Origin of the sequence: Streptomyces sp. NPDC085460, assembly GCF_044541975.1 — a bacterium.
Taxonomy (GTDB): Bacteria; Actinomycetota; Actinomycetes; order Streptomycetales; family Streptomycetaceae; genus Streptomyces.
On sequence record NZ_JBITTO010000003.1, the window covers coordinates 572,114 to 594,557 of the forward strand.

General features: G+C 71.8%; 22 protein-coding genes. 14 read left to right on the forward strand and 8 right to left on the reverse strand.

Going from position 1 to position 22,444, the window contains the following annotated elements; genetic code table 11:
- Window positions 1-6 precede the first annotated feature (6 nt).
- From xerC to ACIGHB_RS10480, 4 genes are read right to left on the reverse strand one after another with little or no spacing between them, the layout of a single operon-like run.
- Window positions 7-1,248 carry a tyrosine recombinase XerC gene (gene xerC, locus ACIGHB_RS10465; protein ID WP_399911394.1) on the reverse strand — a complete coding sequence of 414 codons (1,242 nt, stop codon included), beginning with the start codon at window positions 1,246-1,248 and terminating at the stop codon, window positions 7-9.
- A complete protein-coding gene (locus ACIGHB_RS10470; protein ID WP_399911395.1) occupies window positions 1,236-1,442 on the reverse strand; it encodes an excisionase family DNA-binding protein in 207 nt (68 codons plus the stop codon). The genes xerC and ACIGHB_RS10470 overlap by 13 nt, the downstream gene beginning before the upstream one ends.
- Window positions 1,430-2,860 (reverse strand): replication initiator protein RepSA, encoded by a 1,431-nt coding sequence (repSA, locus tag ACIGHB_RS10475; RefSeq protein WP_399911398.1) that lies wholly within the window; start codon window positions 2,858-2,860, stop codon window positions 1,430-1,432. Before repSA ends, ACIGHB_RS10470 begins: the two co-directional genes overlap by 13 nt.
- Window positions 2,857-3,204: a hypothetical protein gene (locus ACIGHB_RS10480; RefSeq protein ID WP_189850320.1), complete on the reverse strand. Its 348-nt coding sequence runs from the start codon at window positions 3,202-3,204 to the stop codon at window positions 2,857-2,859. The genes repSA and ACIGHB_RS10480 overlap by 4 nt, the downstream gene beginning before the upstream one ends.
- A 168-nt stretch (window positions 3,205-3,372) precedes the next feature.
- Between ACIGHB_RS10480 and ACIGHB_RS10485 the strand changes: the two genes are divergently transcribed.
- Complete coding sequence (locus ACIGHB_RS10485) at window positions 3,373-3,729, forward strand: GntR family transcriptional regulator (RefSeq protein WP_399911402.1); 357 nt, start codon at window positions 3,373-3,375, stop codon at window positions 3,727-3,729.
- A gap of 129 nt (window positions 3,730-3,858) precedes the next feature.
- Here the strand turns inward: ACIGHB_RS10485 and ACIGHB_RS10490 are convergent, their stop codons facing one another.
- Window positions 3,859-5,094 carry a multiprotein-bridging factor 1 family protein gene (locus tag ACIGHB_RS10490; protein ID WP_399911405.1) on the reverse strand — a complete coding sequence of 412 codons (1,236 nt, stop codon included), beginning with the start codon at window positions 5,092-5,094 and terminating at the stop codon, window positions 3,859-3,861.
- 986 nt (window positions 5,095-6,080) lie between these two features.
- Here ACIGHB_RS10490 and ACIGHB_RS10495 point away from each other — a divergent pair.
- The 12 genes from ACIGHB_RS10495 to ACIGHB_RS10550 all read left to right on the forward strand — a co-directional run bounded on the left by ACIGHB_RS10495 (window position 6,081) and on the right by ACIGHB_RS10550 (window position 18,975).
- Entirely contained in the window at window positions 6,081-6,275 is a 195-nt protein-coding gene (locus ACIGHB_RS10495) for a hypothetical protein (protein ID WP_399911408.1), read from the forward strand.
- Between the two features lie 279 nt (window positions 6,276-6,554).
- On the forward strand, window positions 6,555-6,920 hold the full coding sequence (locus ACIGHB_RS10500; protein ID WP_360315850.1) for a PH domain-containing protein: 366 nt from the start codon (window positions 6,555-6,557) through the stop codon (window positions 6,918-6,920).
- Window positions 6,921-7,105: 185 nt separating this feature from the next.
- Complete coding sequence (locus ACIGHB_RS10505) at window positions 7,106-7,969, forward strand: Bro-N domain-containing protein (RefSeq protein WP_399911410.1); 864 nt, start codon at window positions 7,106-7,108, stop codon at window positions 7,967-7,969.
- Window positions 7,970-8,078: 109 nt separating this feature from the next.
- Window positions 8,079-8,945 (forward strand): DUF2797 domain-containing protein, encoded by an 867-nt coding sequence (locus ACIGHB_RS10510; protein WP_399911413.1) that lies wholly within the window; start codon window positions 8,079-8,081, stop codon window positions 8,943-8,945.
- A 159-nt stretch (window positions 8,946-9,104) separates the two neighbouring features.
- Entirely contained in the window at window positions 9,105-9,332 is a 228-nt protein-coding gene (locus tag ACIGHB_RS10515; RefSeq protein WP_399911416.1) for a hypothetical protein, read from the forward strand.
- Window positions 9,333-9,438: 106 nt separating this feature from the next.
- Window positions 9,439-10,290 (forward strand): amidohydrolase family protein, encoded by an 852-nt coding sequence (locus ACIGHB_RS10520; protein ID WP_360315859.1) that lies wholly within the window; start codon window positions 9,439-9,441, stop codon window positions 10,288-10,290.
- Between the two features lie 117 nt (window positions 10,291-10,407).
- Window positions 10,408-11,163 carry a response regulator transcription factor gene (locus ACIGHB_RS10525; RefSeq protein ID WP_388874967.1) on the forward strand — a complete coding sequence of 252 codons (756 nt, stop codon included), beginning with the start codon at window positions 10,408-10,410 and terminating at the stop codon, window positions 11,161-11,163.
- A gap of 107 nt (window positions 11,164-11,270) precedes the next feature.
- Window positions 11,271-12,770 carry a sensor histidine kinase gene (locus tag ACIGHB_RS10530; protein WP_399911419.1) on the forward strand — a complete coding sequence of 500 codons (1,500 nt, stop codon included), beginning with the start codon at window positions 11,271-11,273 and terminating at the stop codon, window positions 12,768-12,770.
- Between the two features lie 162 nt (window positions 12,771-12,932).
- Window positions 12,933-14,216: a bifunctional glycosyltransferase family 2/GtrA family protein gene (locus tag ACIGHB_RS10535; RefSeq protein WP_360315836.1), complete on the forward strand. Its 1,284-nt coding sequence runs from the start codon at window positions 12,933-12,935 to the stop codon at window positions 14,214-14,216.
- A complete protein-coding gene (locus tag ACIGHB_RS10540) occupies window positions 14,213-16,525 on the forward strand; it encodes an ArnT family glycosyltransferase (protein ID WP_399911423.1) in 2,313 nt (770 codons plus the stop codon). The genes ACIGHB_RS10535 and ACIGHB_RS10540 overlap by 4 nt, the downstream gene beginning before the upstream one ends.
- A 98-nt stretch (window positions 16,526-16,623) precedes the next feature.
- Window positions 16,624-18,141 (forward strand): MFS transporter, encoded by a 1,518-nt coding sequence (locus ACIGHB_RS10545; RefSeq protein ID WP_360315831.1) that lies wholly within the window; start codon window positions 16,624-16,626, stop codon window positions 18,139-18,141.
- Between the two features lie 60 nt (window positions 18,142-18,201).
- Window positions 18,202-18,975, forward strand: a complete 774-nt coding sequence (locus ACIGHB_RS10550) for a TetR/AcrR family transcriptional regulator (protein WP_399911655.1) — start codon at window positions 18,202-18,204, stop codon at window positions 18,973-18,975.
- A gap of 82 nt (window positions 18,976-19,057) precedes the next feature.
- Here ACIGHB_RS10550 and ACIGHB_RS10555 read toward each other — a convergent pair whose 3' ends face one another.
- On the reverse strand, window positions 19,058-20,704 hold the full coding sequence (locus tag ACIGHB_RS10555; protein ID WP_399911427.1) for an MFS transporter: 1,647 nt from the start codon (window positions 20,702-20,704) through the stop codon (window positions 19,058-19,060).
- A gap of 78 nt (window positions 20,705-20,782) precedes the next feature.
- Complete coding sequence (locus tag ACIGHB_RS10560) at window positions 20,783-21,262, reverse strand: MarR family winged helix-turn-helix transcriptional regulator (RefSeq protein WP_399911429.1); 480 nt, start codon at window positions 21,260-21,262, stop codon at window positions 20,783-20,785.
- Between the two features lie 212 nt (window positions 21,263-21,474).
- Between ACIGHB_RS10560 and ACIGHB_RS10565 the strand changes: the two genes are divergently transcribed.
- On the forward strand, window positions 21,475-21,702 hold the full coding sequence (locus ACIGHB_RS10565; protein WP_360315823.1) for a hypothetical protein: 228 nt from the start codon (window positions 21,475-21,477) through the stop codon (window positions 21,700-21,702).
- A gap of 54 nt (window positions 21,703-21,756) precedes the next feature.
- Here the strand turns inward: ACIGHB_RS10565 and ACIGHB_RS10570 are convergent, their stop codons facing one another.
- On the reverse strand, window positions 21,757-22,380 hold the full coding sequence (locus tag ACIGHB_RS10570) for a TetR family transcriptional regulator (protein ID WP_399911432.1): 624 nt from the start codon (window positions 22,378-22,380) through the stop codon (window positions 21,757-21,759).
- Window positions 22,381-22,444: the final 64 nt, after the last annotated feature.

The following is a 22,444-nucleotide window of genomic DNA, read 5'->3' on the forward strand; positions in this document are numbered from 1 at the left end:
ACGCGCTCAGCCGATGGCGGTCCCGCCCATCACGTCGGACAGCTTGCCAATCGCGGTACGCACCTCTTCCTCGCTCGCCTCGGCGTAGACCTCCATCGTCATGGCGATCTGCGAGTGGCGAAGGATCCTCTGCGCCACCTTGGGGTGGACCTTGAGGGCGACCAGGAGCGAGCTGCACGTGTGCCGGGTGTTCCGGAGCGGGATCACCCGGAGGCCGGCCCGACTGGCTCGCAGGGCGAACATCCGGGTCAGGTTCCCCGGCTCGATGGGGGTGCCGTACTTGGTCGTGAAGACGAGCCCGCGGCCGTCCTGCCACAGGTCGCCGGCCGCCTTCCGGTCCCCGATCTGCTGAGCGCGCCGCATCCGAAGCGCCTTGAGGCAGACGGCGGGCAGCGGCAAGAAGTCGTCCGACTCCTCGGTCTTGGTCTCCCGGTGAAGGAGTTGGCGCCCGGCCCGCTGGATCTGGTGATCCACGTAGATCTCTCCGGTCTCGAAGTCGACCGACCCCCATGTCAGGCCCAGGACCTCACCACGGCGGAGCCCGAGGCACAGCGCGAGCATCCAGGCCGCGAAGAGGTGATCGTCCCGGTCGGCCGCGTCCGCGAGGAACTGACCGGCCTCGGCAACGGACCACGGCTTGATACGGCGCCGGCGCGGCTTGGGGACCTTCACGAGGGAGGCGACGTTCTTCCCGATCTCCTCCTCGGTCACGGCGTGCGTGAGCGCTGCCCGGAGGGCGTCACGGGCGCCCTGGACGACCCGACGGGACGGGTAGGACTCACAGCACTCCCCGACAGCGCAGCACTTCCGACGACCCGGCTCCCGCTTGGCGTCCTTCCCCTGCGCGCAGCACTGGCAGATGCCCGCGAGCTTGGTCAGCCACTCCCGCACGTCCCGCACGGTCAGCTTGTCGAGCCGGTTCGCACCGAGGTGCGGGGCGATGTACAGCCGGACGTACCCCTCGTACGAGACGTACGAGAGCGGGGCCAGGTTGGGCTTCACGATCGAGTCGAGCCAGTAGGCGAGGAACACCGCGAGGGTGCGGTGCCGGGTGGCCACAGGCCCCTTCTTCGCCTCGGCGTGGAGGGCGAGCCACTTCTCGTGGACCTCGTCCCGGGTCTTGCCGTACGCGTACTTCCTGGCCCGCTTCCCGTCCGGCTTGGTCACCCAGACGTAGGCCGCGTACCCGTTCTTGTACGGGTAGATGGACCCCTCGCCGTTCCCGCGCTTCCCGCTCATGCGGCCCACCCTTCGGCGCCGGCGGCGACGCGCTCGACATACTCGTCCACCCACGCGGGGAGGATGCGGCGGTTGCGGCCGACCTTCACGGAGCGGATCTCCCCGGTGAGGACGAGCATTTTCGTCTTGGACAGGCCGAAGCCGAGCATCTCGGCGACCTCGGCGGTTGTGTGCCACTTCCGCTCGATGACTACGGCAGCCATGCGTGTTCCCCTTCCAGATCAGTCAGTTCGGTGCGGATCTCGCGGTTGAGTTCGCGGTCGCGCTGGATGTCTCGGGCGATGCCGACGGCGAGCCAGGACTCTCCCGGGGTGTGGCCGTGTCCGGCGTAGGTCCAGTGGGCGATCACGAGGGTGGAGCCCTCCGGGTCGTCGTCCGGTTCGGGCAGGCCGCGTTCGCGTCGTTCCTGGGCGGCGCGGTAGTCGGCGCGGGTCTGGCGCAGGGCGCCGAGGGTGGTGGAGTAGGCGCGGGACTTGGTGGAGAAGTGGCCCCGGAAGCCGAGCATGTGGGCCCAGCGGGCCAGCATCCGGCCGGGGAACTCGGCGTCGAGGTTCCAGCAGGCTTCGATCAGGCGCCGGGTGTGCGCGGGGATGTCGAGGGCGGCCAGCTCCGCCAGCTCGCCGATGCGGCGGTCGATGGTGCCGGTGGTCTCGGCGGCTTTGGTGGCGTACTTGGCGACGTAGGCGGCGACGGCCTGTTCGGTCAGTTCCTCCTGGCCGAGCGCGCCGATGGGCTGGACGTCGACCTGAGTGCCCCACCGCAACGTCCGGGCGGGCTGGGTGTCGGTGGCGGGGAGGGTGACGGCGACGCGGGCGGCAGCGGCGCGGATCGCGTCGTCCAGCACAGTGACCGAAGCCCAAGGGGGCGGGGCGGTGTCGGGACCGTCGGGGCCGTCGAGGCGGACCACGGCGTGGAAGTGGATCGCGCCGCGTTTCTGGAACTCAGCGACCTTGCCGAACGAGACCCGGCACGACTCCTTGAGCGCGGCCTGGGTGATGCCGGCGCGGGCGGCGATCTCGCGGCGGAGGTAGATGGTGAAGCGCTGCCAGAGCTGTCCGGCGTGGTTGTTCCACAGCACCGCGCCCGCGTAGTCGTAGCGTGCCGGGTCCAGGGCCGTGCCGAGGGCGGGATCGTTCTCCGGATGGGTGGTGGAGCAGCGGCAGCGGCCGGAGGCGGGACGGTTGTGGACCGGGCCGAAGGACGGGGCGGTCAGGGTCGCGAAGACCCGGGGGTGGTTCCGGACGGTGGCGGGGACGTTCTTGGTCTGGTCGCCGGTGATCCCTGCGCGGATCAGGTGGTAGGTGTCCCCGGCGTAGGTCCAGGCGCACGAGGGGCAGCGCGAGGCCCGCCGGTTGCCGCAGGCGACCCGTAACCGGCCCCCGGGCTCATCGACGGTGGAGTACGCGTACAGGACGTCCCCGGTACGGCGGTCGCGGGTCACGGTGCTGCCGGACAGGTGGATCGGGTCCGAGCAGCCACCCGTACGCCGCACCTGCTCACGCCACCGCTCGAACCCGGGGGTGTTCGCCACCCGCAGGAGATCCGCCAGCGCGAGGGGATCGGTGCCCAGAGAGGCCGCGACACCTGCCACGGCCTCCGGGGCGACGGGGAAGACCGTCACGCGGCCACCGCCACACCGACGGACGCCGTGGCCTGGGACACGCACTCGATGAGGCGAGCGACGTGGGCCGCGTGCCGCTGCTTGGCCTTCTCGCTGACCTCGATCAGAGCGATCGAGCGGACGGTGTGCTCGTTGAGGCCGGAACCCGCGCAGTACTCACAGAAGATCATCCCCGGATTGGCCTCTTCGTCCGCCCAGCCGGAGCCCTCGCAGACCGAGCAGTCGGCCCAGGGGTTCGACGTGAGGAAGTGCAGGCACTCAGCGGGATCGGGGCACCGGTCCTCCATGCACGCGGGGCAGTTCGGACCCGACAACGACCGGCGGTAGACCACAGCAGCAGGCATGATGAGACTTCCCTTCGAGGGACGGGAGCGGCGCATCTGCTTGGCGGTAGGGCGCCGCTCCCGACTGGGGTTCTCTAGCTTCTCTTGTGTTACCTAGATTAGTAGGAAGTTCGAAGAGTGCAAGCCTCTGGGGCAGACTTCTTTAGATAACTTAGGTAACTTGAGATCGTGACCGTGAGCCCGGACGACCCCCGCAGCGCCTACGCGCAGGTAGCCGACGACCTCCGCAACCAGATCGCGCGCGGAGGACTGAAAGCCGGCCAGCGACTGGAGGGCAATGCCAAGCTGGCCGAGCGGTACGGCGTGGCAGCCATGACAGTCCGGCACGCGCTGGACGTTCTTCGAGACGAAGGCTTGATCGTGAGCCAGCAGGGTCGGGGAACGTTCGTCGCCAGCGATCCGCCGTCCGTCGAGGCCGAGCAGGGCTCAACCATGGCCAACGAACTTGCAGAGATCAAGGCCGCCCTGGACCTCATCAACTCGCGGCTCGACCTTCTTGAAGGCCGCGTTGGCGATCTGCCGTGACGGTGGCAGACAGGCGATCGACTCGCTGAACAGCCTCCGCCAGCTTTCTCCGGATCTCGTGCAGTTCGGCTAATAACCGCGCCCTGTCTGCAACCTTCACGGCAGTACTCCCCCTGGTAGATGTCGTGATCAGCCCAGCTTCATGTGTCCCGCCAGGCGCCGGACCTCTTCGGCGCGTTCGTGCTTGTCCGTGGACCGGAGGTCATCGACGAGGTTGCGAGCGATCGGCCGATTGCGGACGTGCTGCGGGGCGATGGAATCCGCCCGAAGGATTGCGTCAGCCGCCGGCGCAGCCTTTCCGTTCATCATGTGCCCCGCTGCCGTGCACACCCAGAAGTGGGACTGTCGCTCGCCGGACGCGATACCCATCACGTCCACAAGCTCCGCTCGCGAGGACACGTCTCGCGGGTGCCCCAGTTCGAGGCTCACCTCAACGGCGTGGATTTCTGTGTTCACGGCGTTGAACTGCGTCTGGAATACGTTGCCGCCCAGGGGAAGCCCACCTGCCACGTCGCGAGCTTCGGCAAGATGCGACTCCGCTTCCGCCCGGTCCCAGAGGCGCGACCACGCCACGGCGGCACGCAAGTGCATGGCCCCCCAGAGAGAACGAACCGATGCGTCACCCTCCGCCAAATGCGGTTCGAGGTCATCCAGGGCGCGGCGCGCCATGTCTTTCGCCGCGGCGAGTTCCCCCTCATGAAGCCAGACCCCACACAGGTCCCAGCGAGCCGCCGCCTGAAGAACCGGAGACTCGGCACGCTCGGCTGCCACCAACTCCCGCTGAACGGCGCTCCACCCGAGATCATGGTGACCGAGCAGGTTGGAAGACACCCGAGCCATGTGGCTCGACCGAAGCATCAGGGCTTCTGCCTTCAACATGTCCTCGCCCTGCGCCACGTCGCAGAGGACGATCAGTTCGCGGAGGATCGCCGGCAGGACGTCGCCAAGTGCAGTGAACCGGGCATCCTGCCTCAGCCGTTCAGCTGCTTCGACCCTCGCAGTCAGGTTCGCCAGGGTGGGCATCTCGGTCATGGTGACGAGGGCGGCACCACCAGGCATCGTGGCCTGCTGGAGAGCGAGACGAAGCCCCGGAATGGCAGCATGCCCCGAGTCCAGATCCGACGTCTCGTGCCGGTAGGGCTGCCCCGTCAGTTCGATGACCTCGACGCCCAGGACCTCAGCGAGCTGCCCGAGCACGCTCATCCGATCGAGCGGAAGCCGTCCGGTTTCGATCTTCGAGACCCAGCTCACGGAGCGATTGACCGCAGCAGCCAACCGAGCTTGATCCCATCCGGCTCGACGCCTCGCCCTCGCTACACGCTGCCCCGTACTCAACTCCGCCCCCATGGTGGGCCTCCCTTCCATACTCCGAAGGTACCCACCGCCAGGAAGCGTGACTGTCAGGAAAAGTGACAGCGCCCGATCGAACGGGGTTGATCGCAGGCCGAGTTACAGATTTCTCTACCTCATCAAGGCACCCGCCGCGCACGGCGCGGCGCGCGCGGCCCGTCGCCCGGGCCTGCGCTCCTGTCTGACGCCCCGCTCCAGCCCGGCCGCCGGCCGCACGCCTGACAGCTCGGGTTGATGGGCGACGAATCATGATGCGGCCGAGGCGAGTGCACGGGTGCGACTCAAGGCGATGCCTCCGGCGGGGGCGCTCCGACTCCGGGATGGGAGAGGACCGTACGCGGGTGCCGGCCGGTTGGGTGTGGAGGTGGGGGCTCCCATCCCGCCTGCCGTCGACCCAGGCAGAGCCGAGCAGACACGGCACCGGGCGTCCAGGTCGTTCGTCCAGTTGGGCGCTCCACCTGGACGCCCGGCACCGCGCCTGCTCCACGGTGTGTGGGTCGACGGCAGACGGGATGGGAGCAGGGGCGGAGCGGCGTGGCCCGAAGCGGGCCAGAGGCTTGCAGCGGGCCGACGATGGGCGGTAGTTCGTGACCTTCGTCACTTTCTGTGGATTGCATGAGCATTCGCCGGCGCGGCCGCCCCGTGGTGAAACGGGTCGGAATACGACACCAAAGGGAATCTGCGCCGAGGTGCTTCAGCTGACCACTAGATGGGCTCCTGGATCCAAGGGGTCGACATTGCTGGTGACGAGCGTGGGCCCACACCATCTTTACAACAGCACGTTGTAAAGATGACCCCGTCGGATTCTCATTGGTGTAGTGTTCCCGACTTTTGGGCCCGTGGATTACAACTGCAAACGACGTTGCGTTACTTCCGGCGCCCTGGGCATGGCCTTCCTGCGAAGGGGTCATGATGGAGCCTCAGGTGCCCGCACCCCCCGGCCGAGTGGGCCTAGGAACGCACGAGGTCGGAAGGGGGCGGGCCGGAACCTAGGAGATTCCATGTCGAGTCTGACGCCATGTGTCCAGAACGCAAAACTCGGTCGCACCCACGGATTGGTCACGGTGATAGTCATCGTGCTCGTTCTGTGGCCGGCCGCCACGGAAGCTGTCGGTGCTTACGTCGACGCGGTGGCGCTGGCCACGGTATTGCTGGGTACAGCAGCGATGTACCGCAACCGCAGCAACCACACGTGACCGACTGCGTCCCAAAGGTGCCTAGCTCCGGCTGGAATGGCCGGTACTGACCGATCCCGTTAGAGCTACGGATCAGAAGGTTGCAGGTTCGAATCCTGCCGAGTGCACATAGATGAGAGGCCCCGGACTTTGGTCCGGGGCCTCTTGCGTTGTGCGCGGTGGGGCGGCGGGCGGCGGGCGGCGGGCGGGTGGGGGCCGGTAGGGGCGTTGCCAGGAGGGGTTGGTGTGGGGTTAGGTTCAGGTGATCGTCTTTTTGACTGAAAAGTGGGGGGTAGGGGCATGGCGCTCTTCGGGAACGCGCACGCGATCGATCCGGCGCAGGCGCAGCAGGACTACGCGCGGCTGCTCGGGCAGGGGGAGCAGGTGCACGCCGCGTACCTGCTGATCCGCGACACCATCTTCTTCACCGACCGGCGGCTCGTGCTGGTCGACAAGCAGGGCATCACCGGCAAGAAGGTCGAGTACCACTCGATCCCGTACCGGAGCATCACCCACTTCGCCGTCGAGACGGCCGGCACCTTCGACCTCGACGCCGAGCTGAAGATCTGGATCTCGGGCCAGCAGCTGCCCGTCACCAAGACGTTCACCAAGGGCGTGGACATCTACGAGGTGCAGGCGATCCTCACGCAGTTCGTCGCGCGATAAGGCCGCCCGGTAAGGGCGCCCGGTAGGGGCGCCCGATTCGGGTGATGCGGACGGGTCCGTCGGGATTCGGACAGATGTGAAGGCCCCGGGTTTGCCCGGGGCCTTCCCCTTTTGGGTGAACCCATCTGATTTGCATGTCAGTTGAATATGCCTTCGGCCTAACGTGCGGGTGGAGGTGATGATCGTTGGACGCGATCGACATCGATGACTTCGTACGGGCTGCCGCCGGAGGCCGGTTGAGGCGGCTGACCGCGGTCGACGGGGCGCACTGGTTCCCCGTCGTGGACGTGGCCCGGCGGCTCGGGTACGCGGGGCCGCGCGAGGCGCTGCGGAGCGTGGCGCTGCCCGCCTGGTGCCTGGCGCCGGCCCGCGAAGTGGCCGCGGAACCGGACATACTCGCGCGCAGCGGCATCCGCGGCACCGCGCGCATGGTGAGCCTCCCCGGGCTCGTCCAGCTCGTCGCCGCCTGCCGCTCGCCCGAGGCGGGGCCGTTCCGGGCCTGGGTGGGCGAGCTGGTGGCCGAAGTGCAGCGGCACGGCGGCTACGGACTCGAACCGTCCCCGGCGCACAGCGGTTTCGTCCTGCCGCCGGAACTCGTCGACGTCCTCGTCCGGCTGGAGGGGCGGCTCGACGAGAGCTCCACCGGACTCGCGGGCCTCGCCGGGCAGGACGGCTACGCGGAGCTCCTGCGGGAGACGCGGCTCAGCCTCTCAAGGGTCGCCGACTCCCTTGAGCGCTCCTTCGCCGTCCCCCGCCAGCGAGGCTCCGACGGCCCGCCCCGGCTCAGCGCCCAGGAGCTCCTCGCGTCCTGGGAGAACAGCGGCGACATCAGCGGTGACCTCAGCGGCGACATGCGCGCCGTCGCCGGCTTCCTCGCCCCCGCCCTCGTCCGCGGCGGCGTCCGCTGCCGGCCCCAGGACGTCACCCGCCGCACCGGCCTCTCCGGCGAGCGCGTCCGCGACTGCGTCCGGCTGCTCATCGAACGGGGCTGCATGCGGGAGGTCGGTGACCCCTGCCCGGACGGGACCCGCATCTACGTCCTGCCGTGAGGGGCGCACGGACGGGGAGGGGAGAGGGGGAAGGGAGCGGGGGCAGGGACGGGAAGGGGAGACTGGGGGAGGGACCGGAGGCGAGAGCGGACAGGGAGGCGCGGGGGTCGTGTGGCGCAGTGGCGGGCTGGGGTGGAGCGGGGGCTCGGCCGGACTGCGGTGGTGGGGCGGACGCGTGAGCCCCGTCGCGTACGGACAGACGCTCGCCTTCCGGGCCGTGGGCGGCCGGCTCTGCGCCGGGCCGCGGGGAAACGCCTGCCCCGTCGCCGCCGCCGTGCCCGGACGGTCGACCGGCGGGCTGTGCCCCGAGTGCGCGCGGCTCGACCGGGCCCACTCCGTCGCCGCCGACACCTTCGCCGACGACCCCCGTCCCTACCGGGTCTACCTCGCCTGGTTCGGCACCGGCACCCTCAAGGTGGGCATCACCGGGGAGCACCGGGGCGACGCGCGGCTGCGCGAACAGGGAGCCGTCGCCTTCTGCTGGCTCGGACGCGGCCCGCTGATGGCCGCCCGGCGGACCGAGGAGGTGCTGCGGCAGGCCCTCGGCGTACCCGACCGGGTGTCGTACGAGCGGAAGCGGGCGCTGCGGGTCGGGCTGCCCGAAGCCGCGGCCCGGGCGGCGGAGATCGAGGACCTGTACGGGCGGGCGCTGGGCGTCGGCGGCTGGGGAGAGACGCTGGACGTACTGCCGTTCACCGCGTACGACCACGGCGAGGTCTTCGGCCTCGGCGCGCTGCCGCCGCTCGACGGGACCGTCACCGAACTCGTCGACGGCGGGGTCGTCACCGGGCGGGTGCGGGCCGCCGCCGGGCCCGATCTGCACCTGCTCGCCCCCGACGGGCGCCACCTCGTGCTCGACGGGCGGCTGCTCGGCGGCTGGGGGCTGGAGCGGGGCGAGCCGGGCGACGCCTGGAGCGTGCCGGTCGGCGCGCCGCCCCCGGAAGGCAGGGACGAGCGGCAGGACGGACTGTTCTGACCGAGCCGGCGGCGATCCCGGCCCCGGCCCAGGCCCCGATTCCGGCTCCGATGCCGTGCGGGGCTTCCTGTCGGCGGTCCGGGCGGTGTTCGTAAAGTCTTGGATGCCTTTGGCCGGTGGCCGTGGACACCGGCTGTCCGGCCCGGTGAGGGTGAGCGCATGACCCAGAAGCTGATCTCGGGGCTCGAACCGCCCTCCCGCACCGCCGTGTTCACCCCCGTCCGGCCCGACGCCCCCGAGGGGTACGCCGACACCGCGGCCGCACTGCGCGAGCGGGTCGCCGGCGGCCCTGGCTTCCTCGGCCACGAGTCCGCTCGCACGCCCGGCGGGAACAGGGTCGAGCGGAGCTACGACTTCGAGCGGAGCCACGGCCTTGAGCGGGAGTGAGACCGGAGCCGGGGACGGTGGGCAGGAGGTCGCGGCCGTCCGCTGCGATGTCCCGGAAGCCGCAGCCGTCAGCGGCGGTGTCCCGGAAGCCGCGGCCGTCCGGGAGCTGACCGCGCGGCTCGGACTGCCCGGACTCGTGGATGTGCACACCCACTTCATGCCGAAGAACGTCCTCGACAAGGTCTGGGCGTACTTCGACGCCGTCGGGCCGATGACCGGGCAGCCGTGGCCCATCACCTACCGCGAGGAGGAGAGCCGGCGGGTCGAGCTGCTGCGCGGCTTCGGCGTGCTCGCCTTCACGTCCATGCTCTACCCGCACAAGCCCGGCATGGGCACCTGGCTCAACTCCTGGGCGGCGGACTTCGCCGCGCGGACGCCCGACTGTCTGCACACCGCGACCTTCTTCCCCGAGCCGGGAGCCGCCGGGTACGTGCGGCAGGCCCTCGACGACGGCGCCCGGGTCTTCAAGGTGCACCTCCAGGTCGGCGGCTTCGACCCGAACGACCCGCTGCTGGACGACGTGTGGGGACTGCTCGCCGGGAGCGGGACGCCGATCGTCATCCACTGCGGCTCAGGGCCCGCGCCCGGCGCCTTCACCGGGCCGGGACCGGTCGGCGCGCTGCTCGCCCGGCACCCGCGGCTGCGGCTGGTCGTCGCGCACATGGGCATGCCGGAGTACGAGGACTTCCTCGGGCTCGCGGAGCGGTACGACGGCGTGCACCTCGATACCACCATGGCCTTCACGGACTTCAGCGAGCGGCTCGCGCCCTTCCCGACGGGCGCGCTCAAGCGGCTGGCCGGTCTCCAGGACCGGATCCTGCTCGGCTCCGACTTCCCGAACATCCCGTACCCGTACCTCCACCAGCTGCACGCCCTCGAGCGGCTCGGACTCGGCGACGACTGGCTGCGGGCGGTGCTCCACGACAACGGCGCCGCCATGTTTCACGTGAAACCCTGAGCGGGCCGGGTTTCACGTGAACCCCCGATCCGGTCCGCCTCCGGCGCCGCGGGGTTTCTCAGCGAATTCACAGGAAAGGGCAAGAGGACTCTCAGCGGCGGCGGCGAGCGTGGGCCCATGACCGTCACCACTCGCAGCACTTCAGCCCGCCGCGGCACCCGCGCCGATCTGCTCCGTGCCGACGGCACCGCCGTCCGCGTCCTCGTCGTCGACGACGAGGCGTCCCTCTCCGAACTGCTCTCCATGGCCCTGCGCTACGAGGGCTGGCAGGTCCGCAGCGCGGGCGACGGGGCCGGCGCCCTGCGGGCGGTGCGCGAGTTCCGGCCCGACGTCGTCATCCTCGACATCATGCTCCCGGACGTCGACGGGCTCAGCCTGCTCGGCTCGATCCGGCGCGAACTGCCCGAGGTGCCGGTCCTCTTCCTGACGGCGAAGGACGCCGTCGAGGACCGGATCGCCGGGCTGACGGCCGGCGGCGACGACTACGTCACCAAGCCGTTCAGCCTGGAGGAGGTCGTCGCCCGGCTGCGCGGCCTCATCCGGCGCTCCGGAGCCGCGCAGGCCCGCAGCGAGTCCCTGCTGACCGTCGGCGACCTGACCCTCGACGAGGACAGCCATGAGGTCACCCGGGGCGGCACCTCGATCCACCTCACCGCGACCGAGTTCGAGCTGCTGCGGTACCTCATGCGCAACCCGCGCCGGGTGCTCAGCAAGGCGCAGATCCTCGACCGCGTGTGGTCGTACGACTTCGGCGGCCAGGCCAACGTGGTCGAGCTCTACATCTCCTACCTGCGGCGGAAGATCGACGCCGGACGCGCGCCGATGATCCACACCCGGCGGGGGGCCGGCTACCTCATCAAGCCGGGCGAGTAACCACCGTGCGCCTCCCGCTCCGGGGCCGCGCCGGGCGCTCGTGGTCGTCGCGGGGACGAGTCCGGCGGCCGTGGTCATCGCGGGGCCGAGTCCGACGGCCGTGGTCGTTGCGGACGCGGCTCGTCGTCGCCGCCGTCGCGCTGATCGCGGTCGTCGCCACCGTCATCGGCGCGGTCACCACCATCGCGTACCGCTCCTACCTCTACGACCGGGCCGACGAGCAGCTGACCGGGCTCTCCCGGCGGGCCGCCGGGCCGCCGGTGGCGATGCCGGGACCCGAACCCGGCCGGGGCGGCGAACTGTCCCTCTTCCTCGACTCGCCGGGCTCGCCGATAGGGACCGTCGGCGCCGTCGTGGAGGGCGCGGAGATCACCGAGGCGGGGTACTCGACGGAGGTGGCCGCCGGTGCCACGGACGACCGGCCCCGCGTCCGCGCCACGGCGCTCGACGCCGGCCAGGTGGCCGCGCTCGCCGCCGTCCCCCGCGACGGCCGGGCGCACACCGTGGAGCTGCCCGGTCTCGGCTCGTACCGGGTCCTCTACGCGGAGGGCGGCCGCGGCGCCTTCCTCACCGGCATCCCGCTCGCCGAGGTCGAGAACGCCCTCTCCACCCTCCTCCTGGTCGAACTCAGCCTCACCGGCGCCTCCCTCGCCGCGGCGTCCCTCGCCGGGACGGTGCTCGTACGGATCGCGCTGCGGCCGCTGCGCCGGGTCGCCGCCACCGCCGCCCAGGTCGCCCGGCTGCCGCTGGAGAGCGGCGAGGTGGCGCTCCACCAGCGGGTCCCGGAGGCCGAGGCCGATCCCCGGACCGAGGTCGGGCAGGTCGGCGCTGCGCTCAACCGGATGCTCGACCACGTGCACGCGGCCCTCGACGCGCGCCAGCAGAGCGAGACCCGGGTCCGGCAGTTCGTCGCCGACGCCAGCCACGAACTCCGCACCCCGCTCGCCTCCATCCGCGGCTACGCCGAACTCACCCGGCGCGGACGGGAGGAGTGCGGGCCCGACACCCGGCACGCCCTCGGCCGCATCGAGTCCGAGGCCACCCGGATGACCGGCCTGGTCGAGGACCTGCTGCTGCTCGCCCGGCTCGACGCCGGGCGCCCCCTCTCGTACGAGACCACCGACCTCGTCCCGCTCGTCGTGGACGCCGTCGGGGACGCCCGCGCCGCCGGGCCCGGCCACCACTGGCGGCTCGAACTGCCCGGTGACGACGGGCCGCCGGCCGTACGCGCCGACCCCGCCCGGCTCCAGCAGGTGCTGCTCAACCTGCTCGCCAACGCCCGCACCCACACCCCGCCGGGCACCACCGTCACCGCCCGCGTGCGGGGCGAGGGCGCGGCCGTCGTCGTCGAGGTCGAGGACGACGGGCCCGGCATCCCGCCCGCGCTGCTGCCCGCCGTCTTCGAGCGGTTCGCCCGCGGCGACGCCTCCCGCTCCCGGCAGGCCGGCTCGACCGGGCTCGGCCTCGCCATCGTGCGGGCCGTCGTCGCCGCCCACGACGGCGAGGTGACCGTCGACTCCCGGCCCGGCCGGACCGTCTTCCGGGTGCGCCTCCCGGCGGCGACCCCGGCCCCCCGAGAGGCGGCGGAGACACCGGCCGTGGTGTGAGCGGAGACGACGAGACACCGGCCGCACCCGAAGCCACGGCCTTCCGAAACACCGGCCGCACCCGAAGCCACGGCCTTCCGAAACACCGGCCGTCACCGACTCACAGGCGGACCACAGGCTCATCACACAGCCGTGACAGCGGGCCCGGTGAGGGTCGGGGACATGCGAACCCACACCCTCGCGGGGCCCGCGACGCAGGCCCCCGGCACCCTCCCCGCCCGGGAGCACCTGCCGGTGAGCGAAGCGGGACGGCCCGTTCTGGACGTGGTGATCCCCGTCTACAACGAGGAGAAGGACCTGGAGCCGTGCGTCCGCCGGCTCCACGCGCACCTCACGCGCACCTTCCCGTACGGCTTCCGCGTCACCGTCGCCGACAACGCCTCCACCGACGCCACGCCCGAGATCGCCGCCGCCCTCGCCGCCGAGCTGCCCGAGGTGCGGTCCGTACGGCTCGAACAGAAGGGGCGCGGCCGGGCGCTGCGGACCGTGTGGTCCGCCTCCGACGCCCCCGTCCTCGCCTACATGGACGTGGACCTCTCCACCGACCTCAACGCGCTGCTCCCGCTCGTCGCGCCGCTCATCTCCGGCCACTCCGACCTGGCCATAGGCTCCCGGCTCGCCCGCTCCTCGCGGGTGGTGCGCGGGCCCAAGCGGGAGTTCGTCTCCCGGGCCTACAACCTGATCCTGCGCGGCTCGCTCGCCGCCCGCTTCTCCGACGCCCAGTGCGGCTTCAAGGCGATCCGGCGGGATGTCGCCGAGCGGCTGCTGCCGATGGTCGAGGACACCGGCTGGTTCTTCGACACCGAGATGCTGGTGCTCGCCGAACGGGCCGGGCTGCGGATCCACGAGGTTCCGGTCGACTGGGTCGACGACCCCGACTCGACCGTGCACATCGTGCGGACGGCCACCGACGACCTGAAGGGCGTGTGGCGGGTGGGGCGGGCGCTGGCCACCGGCTCGCTGCCGCTCGACCGGCTCGCCCGGCCGTTCGGCGACGACCCCCGCGACCGCGAGCTGTCCGGCGTCCCCGGCGGGCTCGCCCGCCAGCTCGTCGGTTTCTGCGTGGTCGGCGTGCTCTCCACGCTCTTCTACCTCGCGCTCTACTCCCTCTTCCGGCTCGGCGCGGGCGCCCAGATCGCCAACGCCGCCGCCCTCCTCGTCTCCGCCGTCGCCAACACGGCCGCCAACCGGCGGCTCACCTTCGGTGTGCGCGGCCGTGACCGGGCCGTCCGCCACCAGGCGCAGGGGCTGGTGGTCTTCGCCATCGGCCTCGCCCTGACCAGCGGTTCGCTCGCCGCGCTCGGCGCGGCGAGCGGCGACCCGGCGCACTCCACCGAACTCGCCGTGCTCGTCGTCGCCAACCTCGCCGCGACCGTGCTCCGCTTCCTGCTCTTCCGGCTCTGGGTCTTCCCGGACCGCCGACACCCCACGGGGGACCCCCGATGACCGCACCGATCCCGCCCGCGACCCCGGGGGCGACCCCGGGGGCGGCCCAAGCCGCCGGCCCGGCCGCGACTACGGCCGCGACTCCGGTCGCGACTCCGGTCGCGACTCCGGCCGCCCACGCGGCCCCCCGGGCCCCCGGCCTGCCCGCCCGGCTGTGGCGGGGCCGGCCCGAGGACGCCCCCTGGGCGCGCCCGGCCCTCCTCGGGCTGCTGGCCGTCACCACCGCGCTCTACCTGTGGAACCTGACCGCATCCGGCTACGCCAACTCCTTCTACTCGGCGGCCGTCCAGGCCGGCGGCGAGAGCTGGAAGGCGTTCTTCTTCGGCTCGCTCGACGCGGCCAACGCCATCACCGTCGACAAGCCGCCGGCCGCGCTCTGGCCGATGGCGCTCTCCGTCCGCCTCTTCGGCCTCGGCTCCTGGCAGATCCTGCTGCCCGAGGTGCTGATGGGCGTGGGCACGGTCGCCGTGCTGTACGCGGCCGTCCGCCGCCGCTTCGGCGCGGGCGCCGGCCTGATCGCGGGCACGGTCCTCGCGCTGACTCCGGTCGCCGCGCTGATGTTCCGCTTCAACAACCCGGACGCGCTGCTCGCCCTGCTCATGACCGTGGCCGTGTACGCGGTGCTGCGGGCCCTGGAGTCGGCCGAGGGCGGGACGAAGTGGCTGGTCGCGGCGGGGGTCGCGTTCGGCTTCGCGTTCCTGACGAAGACGCTCCAGGCGTTCCTGATCCTGCCGCCGCTCGCGCTCGTGTACGCGGTGTGCGCCCCGGCCCGGCCGCTGCGGCGTCTCGGCCAGCTGGGCCTCGCCGGGCTCGCGCTGCTCGTCTCCGGCGGCTGGTGGGTGGCGCTCGTGGAGCTCTGGCCGGCGGCCTCGCGCCCGTACGTCGGCGGCTCGCAGAACAACAGCTTCCTGGAGCTGACCTTCGGCTACAACGGCCTCGGCCGGATCAACGGCGACGAGGTCGGCAGCGTCGGCGGCGGGGGCGGGCCCGGCGGCGGAGGGGGCGGCCGCTGGGGCGAGACCGGCCTGCTGCGCATGTTCAACGACTCCGTCGGCGGCCAGATCTCCTGGCTGCTGCCGGCCGCGCTGGTCCTGCTCGCCGCCGGACTGGTCGTCACGTGGAAGGCACCGCGCACGGACACGGCCCGCGCCGCGTTCCTGGTGTGGGGCGGGGCGCTGCTGATGACGCTGGGCGTCTTCAGCTTCATGGCCGGCATCTTCCACGAGTACTACACGGTGGCCCTGGCGCCCTACCTCGCCGCCCTGATCGGCATGGGCGCGGCGGTGCTGTGGGAGGAGCGGAACCGCTTCCTCGCCTCGGCGGCGCTCGCGGTCGCGGTGGGCGTGACGGCCTGGTGGGGCTGGGTGTTGCTCGGCCGCACGCCGGATTACCTGCCGTGGCTGCGCTGGGCCGTGCTGGTCGCGGGCGCGGCGGCGGCGCTCGGGCTGCTCGCGGCGGGCCGGGTGGACCGGCGCCTGGGCCTCGCCGCGGCGGGCCTCGGCCTGGCGGCGGGACTCGCGGGACCGTTCGCGTACACCCTGGAGACGCTCTCCACCGGTCACCAGGGCTCCATCGTCACGGCGGGCCCGTCGGGCGCCGGCTTCGGCGGCCGCGGCCCGGGCGGCGGCGGCTTCCCGGGCGGCGGCCGCGAGGGCGGCCAGCGGGTGGACGGCGGCGGCCGGGGTACGGACGGCGGCCAGGGTACGGACGGCGGCATGCAGCCCCCGAACGGCTTCCCAGGCGGCGGCCAAGCCCCGAACGGCCAGGCCTCCAACGGCCAAGCCCCCAACGGCCAGGCCCCCAACGGCCAAGCCCCCAACGGCCAGGCCCCGAACGGCCAGGCCCCGGGCGCCGGTCAGATGCCCACCGGTCAGATGCCCAACGCCCTGCCCCCCGGCTCCGGCGAGCGCGGCGGCACGGGTGGCGGCCCGGGCGGCGGAGGCGGAGGCGGCGGCATGGGCGGGCTCCTCAACGGCGCCAGCGTCGGCGCGGAGGCGAAGGCGAAGCTGCTCCAGGACGCCGGTGCGTACACCTGGGTCGCCGCCGCGATCGGCGCGCAGAACGCGGCCAGCTACCAGCTCGCCACCGAGAAGCCCGTGATGGCGATCGGCGGCTTCAACGGCAGCGACCCGTCTCCGACCCTCGCCCAGTTCCAGCAGTACGTCACCGACGGAAAGATCCACTACTTCATCGGCGGAGGCGGCATGGGCGGCGGCATGGGCGGTGGCTCCGAGATCAGCAGCTGGGTCCAGGAGAACTTCACCGCCACCACCGTCGGCGGCACGACTTTCTACGACCTGACGACCTGACGACCTGACCAGCCGGAAACAGAAATCGCTATACAGCGTACGAGAGTCCTTGTACGGTGTACGAGCTTCGGTCTCGTACACCGTATAAGGAGTTCTCCATGACGGCCACGGCCACGCCCCAGGCCACCGGCGGCCACCCACAGCGCTGGCTGATCCTCGGCGTCATCTGTCTCGCCCAGCTCACCGTGCTGCTCGACAACACCGTCCTCAGCGTCGCCATCCCCTCGCTGACCACGGAGCTGCACGCCTCCACCAGCGACATCCAGTGGATGATCAACGCCTACTCGCTCGTCCAGTCCGGCCTGCTCCTCACGGCGGGCAACGCGGCCGACCGCTACGGCCGCAAGAAGCTGCTCGCCGTCGGTCTCGCGCTCTTCGGCCTCGGCTCGCTCGCCGCCGGCCTCGCCGGCTCCACCGCCCAGCTCATCGCCGCCCGCGCGGGCATGGGTGTCGGCGGGGCGCTGCTCATGACCACCACCCTCGCCGTCGTCATGCAGATCTTCGACGACTCCGAGCGCGTGAAGGCCATCGCCCTGTGGGCCACCGTCAGCTCCCTCGGCTTCGCCGCGGGACCGCTGATCGGCGGCGTGATCCTCGACCACTTCTGGTGGGGGATGATCTTCCTCATCAACATCCCGGTGGCCGTGATCGGCCTGGTCGCCGTCCTCAAGCTCGTTCCCGAGTCGAAGAACCCCCAGGGCGACCGCCCCGACCTGATGGGCGCGCTGCTCTCCACCATCGGCATGACCGCCGCCGTGTACGCGATCATCACCGGACCGGAGCACGGCTGGACCTCCGCGGAGGTGCTGGTCCCGGCCGCGATCGGCGTCGCCGTCCTCGCCGCGTTCGCGCTGTGGGAGCTGCGCACCCCGTACCCGATGCTCGACATGCACTTCTTCCGCAACCAGAAGTTCGTGGGCGCGGTGGCCGGCGCCATCCTGGTGATGTTCGGGATGGGCGGCTCGCTCTTCCTGCTCACCCAGCACCTCCAGTTCGTGCTCGGGTACGAGCCGCTGGAGGCGGGGCTGCGGATGGCGCCGCTGGCGCTGACCGTGGTCGTCCTCAACCTCAGCGGCATCGGCCCGCGGATCGTGATGAAGCTCGGCACCCCGCTCACCGTCACGGTCGGCATGACGCTGGTCGCGGCCGGTCTCGGCTCGATCGCCCTGGTCGGCGGCGGCACGGACGGCACCTACTGGGGCATGCTGCTCGGCCTGGTCCTCATGGGCACCGGCCTCGCGGTCTCCAACCCGGCGATGGCCAACGCGATCATGAGCGCGATCCCGCCGGAGAAGGCGGGCGTCGGCGCGGGCGTCAACGGCACCCTCGCCGAGTTCGGCAACGGTCTCGGCGTCGCGGTCCTCGGCGCCGTCCTCAACGCCCGGTTCGCCGCTCTCGTCACCGTCACGGCGGCCTCCCTCCCGGCGGCGCTCGCGGCGGCCGGCGACGAGGCCGAGCGGGCCCGGATCTCCGACGCCTTCGCCTCCGGGCTCCAGACCAGCCAGCTGGTCGGCGCGGTCGCGGTCCTCGTCGGCGGTCTGCTCGCCGCCTTCCTCCTGAAGCGGGCGGAGCGGTCGGAGCAGCCCGTGGCGGCCGAGCCGGTCGCCGCTGCCTAGCATGGTCGCGAGGCATGGTCAGGACGCATGGCCATGAGCGCTGACGGACGGAGAAACCGCATGGTCAAGGCCGCGGACCGGGCCAAGAACCCGACGGGCTCCAGCGTCTGGCTGGAGCAGAGGGCCCGCCGCGGCGGCGGCGGTCCCGCGGGGCTCGACCGGGACCGGATCGTGGCCGCCTCCGTCCGGATGCTCGACCGGGACGGGCTCGCCAAGCTGTCGATGCGACGGCTCGCCGCCGAGCTCGGGGTCACCGCGATGTCCCTGTACTGGTACGTGGACACCAAGGACGACATCATCGAGTACGCGATCGACACCGTGTACGAGGAGATCGACCTGGACGCGGTGGCCGCCGGGGCCGACTGGCGGGAGCGGCTCCGGACGCTCGCCCTGCACTACCGCAGGATGCTGGTCCGGCATCCGTGGATGTCGCCGTGCGCGGGCCAGTACCTGAACATCGGGCCGCACGCGATCGCTGTCGGATCCAAGATCCAGGAGGCGATCCGGGAGACGGGGCTGCCGCTGGGCGGCCAGCCGGGCGCGACGGCGGCGGTCTTCCAGTTCGTGTACGGCTACGGGACGATCGAGTCGCAGTTCGAGCGGCGCGCCACCGAGGCGGGGATGTCGCAGGACGACTACTACAACGGCGCCGTCGCCGCCTTCCGCGACGACCCGCAGTTCCGCGAGGCGCTGGAGCCGATGACGGACATCCTCGACGAGCGGGCCTCGCACGGCAGCGTCACCGCCATCTGGGAGCGGGACTTCACCTACGCCCTGGACATCCTCGTGGCCGGCATCGAGGCGATGGTGGCCCGGGCGACCCCGGGGACATGACGGAGCGGCGGGCCGTCCCCTGCCCGCCGCTCCCTTTCACCCGGCCGCGCCTCCGCTCGAAGCGCGCCCGGGAGCCTGTGCGTTACCCGGCGTTCGCCGGCGTGGTGGTGCCCGCCGGCGTGGTCGTGCCGCCAGCCGTGCTCGTGTCCGCCGCCGTGGTCGTGCTGCTCTTCAGCGCGACCTCCTTGATGAAGAGCGTCACCACGAAGGCGAGCAGCGCGAAGGGCGCCGAGTAGAGGAAGACGTCGCCGACGCCGTGCCCGTACGCGCTCTCCATCACCGTGCGGATCGGGGCGGGCAGCTTGTCCATGTCGGGGATGGCGCCGCTGCCGCCGCCCTGGCCCATCGCCGCCGCGGCCTTCGGGCCGAGCTCGGCCATGCCCTCCTTGACGTAGTCGGTGACCCGGTGGGCCATGACCGCGCCGAGCGCCGAGACGCCGATCGCGCCGCCGAGGGAGCGGAAGAAGGTGACGACGGAGGAGGCGGCGCCGAGGTCGGCGGGGTCCACCTGGTTCTGGGTGCAGAGCACCAGGTTCTGCATCATCATGCCGAGGCCGAGGCCGAGGACCGCCATGAAGACCGCGATGTGCCAGTAGGTCGTGTCGTACCGGATCGTGCCGAGCATGCCGAGGCCGCCGGCGGCCAGGGCGCCGCCGCTGACCAGCCACGCCTTCCACCGGCCGGTCTTGGTGATGATCATGCCGGAGGCCGTCGAGGAGACGAAGAGGCCGGCGATCATCGGGATGGTGAGGACGCCGGACATGGTCGGCGACTCGTTGCGGGCCAGCTGGAAGTACTGGCTGAAGAAGACCGTGCCGGCGAACATCGCGACGCCGACGAAGAGCGAGGCGAGCGAGGCCAGCGTGATGGTCCGGTTGCGGAAGAGGCGCAGCGGGATGATCGGCTCGGACGCCCGCGACTCGACGAACACGAAGAGCGCGCCGAGCAGCACCGAACCGGCCAGCATGGCGGCGGTCTGCCAGGACATCCAGTCGTACTTGTCGCCGGCGAAGGTGACCCAGATGAGGAGCAGGGAGACGGCGGCGCTGATGAAGAAGGCGCCGGCCCAGTCGACCTTGACCTCGCGCTTCACGACGGGGAGCTTGAGGGTCTTCTGGAGGACGATCAGGGCGATGATCGCGAAGGGCACGCCGACGTAGAAGCACCAGCGCCAGCCGAGCCACTCGGTGTCGGTGATGACGCCGCCGAGCAGCGGGCCGCCGACGGTGGCGACGGCGAAGACGGCGCCGAGGTAGCCGCTGTAGCGGCCGCGCTCGCGGGGGGCGATCATCGCGGCGAGGATGATCTGGGAGAGGGCGGTGAGACCGCCGACGCCGACGCCCTGGACCACGCGGCAGGCGATGAGCATGCCGGTGGACTGGGAGAGTCCGGCGACGATCGAGCCCGCCACGTAGATGGTCAGGGCTATCTGGATGAGCAGCTTCTTGGAGAAGAGGTCGGCCAGCTTGCCCCAGAGCGGGGTGGTGGCGGTCATCGCGAGCAGGGTCGCGGTGACGACCCAGGTGTAGGCGGACTGGCCGCCCTCCAGGTCGGTGATGATCTGGGGGAGGGCGTTGGAGACGATCGTCGAGGACAGGATGGCGACGAACATGCCGAGCAGCAGCCCGGAGAGCGCCTCCATGATCTGACGGTGGGTCATCGGAGCGGCGGGGGCTCCGGGTCCGGCCGGGGCGCCCCGCACCCCGGTGTCGGGTGTGGTCGTAGCCATGAAGTTCCTCTGGTTTCCAGCGTGTTCAAGCGGGTGGAAGCGTGCGGGCGCGCCGCCCCCGCGGGGGCCGGGCGTCGGTCAGGCGTGGGTGGCCCGGCAGTCCCCGAAGGAGTCGCGGAGTCGGGCGAGCAGGGTGGTGAGCAGTGCGACGTCGTCGTCGGACCACTCCGCGAGGTAGTGGGTGAAGGCTTCGGTCACCCGGCGGTCGAGCTCGGTGAGCATCGCGAAGCCTTCGGGGCTCAGCCGCAGGATGCGGGAGCGGCCGTCGCCGGGGTCGGGCAGGCGCTCGACCCAGCCGCGCGAGACGGTGTGCGCCACGTGCCGGCTGCACACCGACATGTCCACGGCCATGAGCTCGGAGAGCCGGCTCATCCGCATGTCGCCGTGGTGCTTGAGCAGGGCGAGCACGGCGGCGGCGCCGCCCTGGCAGTCGCCCGGCAGGACGCGGGCGACACCGCGCTTCACGGCGCCGATCGCGCTGATGGCGCGTGCGAGGTCCTCGTAGCGGCCGCTCGGTTCCACTCGGACCCCTTCCAACTTGTTGCTTAGGGCAACCATAGAGATGGATGGTTGCTCCAGGCAAACTAAATCGGTCAAACGGCGCTAAAGAATCGGCAAAGGGGAGGCGCGGGGGAGGTCAAGGGGGAGGGTGAGGGTGCCGGGCGAGGGGGAGGTCGAGCGGAGGTCGCGAGGAGGCGGAGGGGAGGCGGGGGTCGGGTCGGGTGCCGGGGCTTGGGCCCGTCACCCCGCTTTCGCTAGGGTCCTGGCACATGGCACACAACCCGCAAGCACCGTACGGCCAGGGCCCCCAGGGCCCCGAGGGCTACGACCCCGCCGGCAGCACCCAGATGTTCCGCGCCTTCGTCGACGAGGGCACCCCGCAGCACCAGCCCCAGCAGGTCGCGGCCGCGTCGAGCGGTCCCCGCGTCGGCGTGATCGCCGGCGTGGTCGCCGCGATCGTGATCGTGGCGGGAGTCGTCTGGCTCGCCGTCTCCTGACCCCGCACCACCGAGGAGGGGCCGGTTCCGTACGTACGGAACCGGCCCCTCCGGTCATTCCCGCGTCACGTCGGCGTCCAGCGCGGGCGCCAGCAGGGCGAAGGCCCGTTCGATGAGGTCGAGCGGGCCGGGCCCCGCGGGGTCCTCGCTCCACCGGCACAGCACCGTCTCGAAGGCGGTGAGCGCCATGCCCGCCGCGAGCGCCGGGTACAGCTCCGCCGGGCCGGTCCCGAGCCGGGCCGCCAGCTCCCCGGCCAGCTCCTCGCGCCAGCCGGCCTCGTGCTCCAGGAAGCGGGCGAGCAGCGCGGGGGTCCGCAGGATCAGCCGGACCACGGGCAGGGTTCGGTCGGACTCCTCGCCGCAGGCGGCGAGGGGCACGGAGACGGCGCGCAGCAGCGCGACCGAGGGCCGCTCCCCGGCCGGGCGGGCGGCCAGCTCCGCCCGGATGTCCGCGCCCATCCCCGCCAGGAACTGGACGACCACGTCCTCCTTCGAGGCGAAGTAGCGGAAGAAGGTCCGCTTGGAGACGCCGGCGGCGGTCGCGATCTCGTCGACCGTGACGGCCTCGAAGCCCTTGTGCGCGAAGAGCTGGAGCGCGGTCTCGGTCAGCTCGGTGGAGACGAGCTGCCGCTTGCGCTGGGCGAGGGTCGAGGCGCGGGGGTCGGGCGGTGTGGTCACTCGCCGATGCTAACCCGGTGCCGTAGGTGGCAACCGGCGACATGTTTGACACCGAGTGACACGC

Coding starts and splice junctions, on each gene's coding strand:
- ACIGHB_RS10470 (WP_399911395.1), bottom strand. CDS start 1,442: ATGGCTGCCGTAGTCATCGAGCGGAAGTGGCACACAACCGCCGAGGTC.
- ACIGHB_RS10480 (WP_189850320.1), bottom strand. CDS start 3,204: ATGCCTGCTGCTGTGGTCTACCGCCGGTCGTTGTCGGGTCCGAACTGC.
- ACIGHB_RS10490 (WP_399911405.1), bottom strand. CDS start 5,094: ATGGAAGGGAGGCCCACCATGGGGGCGGAGTTGAGTACGGGGCAGCGT.
- ACIGHB_RS10495 (WP_399911408.1), top strand. CDS start 6,081: ATGTCGAGTCTGACGCCATGTGTCCAGAACGCAAAACTCGGTCGCACC.
- ACIGHB_RS10500 (WP_360315850.1), top strand. CDS start 6,555: ATGGCGCTCTTCGGGAACGCGCACGCGATCGATCCGGCGCAGGCGCAG.
- ACIGHB_RS10515 (WP_399911416.1), top strand. CDS start 9,105: ATGACCCAGAAGCTGATCTCGGGGCTCGAACCGCCCTCCCGCACCGCC.
- ACIGHB_RS10525 (WP_388874967.1), top strand. CDS start 10,408: ATGACCGTCACCACTCGCAGCACTTCAGCCCGCCGCGGCACCCGCGCC.
- ACIGHB_RS10535 (WP_360315836.1), top strand. CDS start 12,933: ATGCGAACCCACACCCTCGCGGGGCCCGCGACGCAGGCCCCCGGCACC.
- ACIGHB_RS10540 (WP_399911423.1), top strand. CDS start 14,213: ATGACCGCACCGATCCCGCCCGCGACCCCGGGGGCGACCCCGGGGGCG.
- ACIGHB_RS10545 (WP_360315831.1), top strand. CDS start 16,624: ATGACGGCCACGGCCACGCCCCAGGCCACCGGCGGCCACCCACAGCGC.
- ACIGHB_RS10550 (WP_399911655.1), top strand. CDS start 18,202: ATGGTCAAGGCCGCGGACCGGGCCAAGAACCCGACGGGCTCCAGCGTC.
- ACIGHB_RS10555 (WP_399911427.1), bottom strand. CDS start 20,704: ATGGCTACGACCACACCCGACACCGGGGTGCGGGGCGCCCCGGCCGGA.
- ACIGHB_RS10560 (WP_399911429.1), bottom strand. CDS start 21,262: ATGGTTGCCCTAAGCAACAAGTTGGAAGGGGTCCGAGTGGAACCGAGC.
- ACIGHB_RS10565 (WP_360315823.1), top strand. CDS start 21,475: ATGGCACACAACCCGCAAGCACCGTACGGCCAGGGCCCCCAGGGCCCC.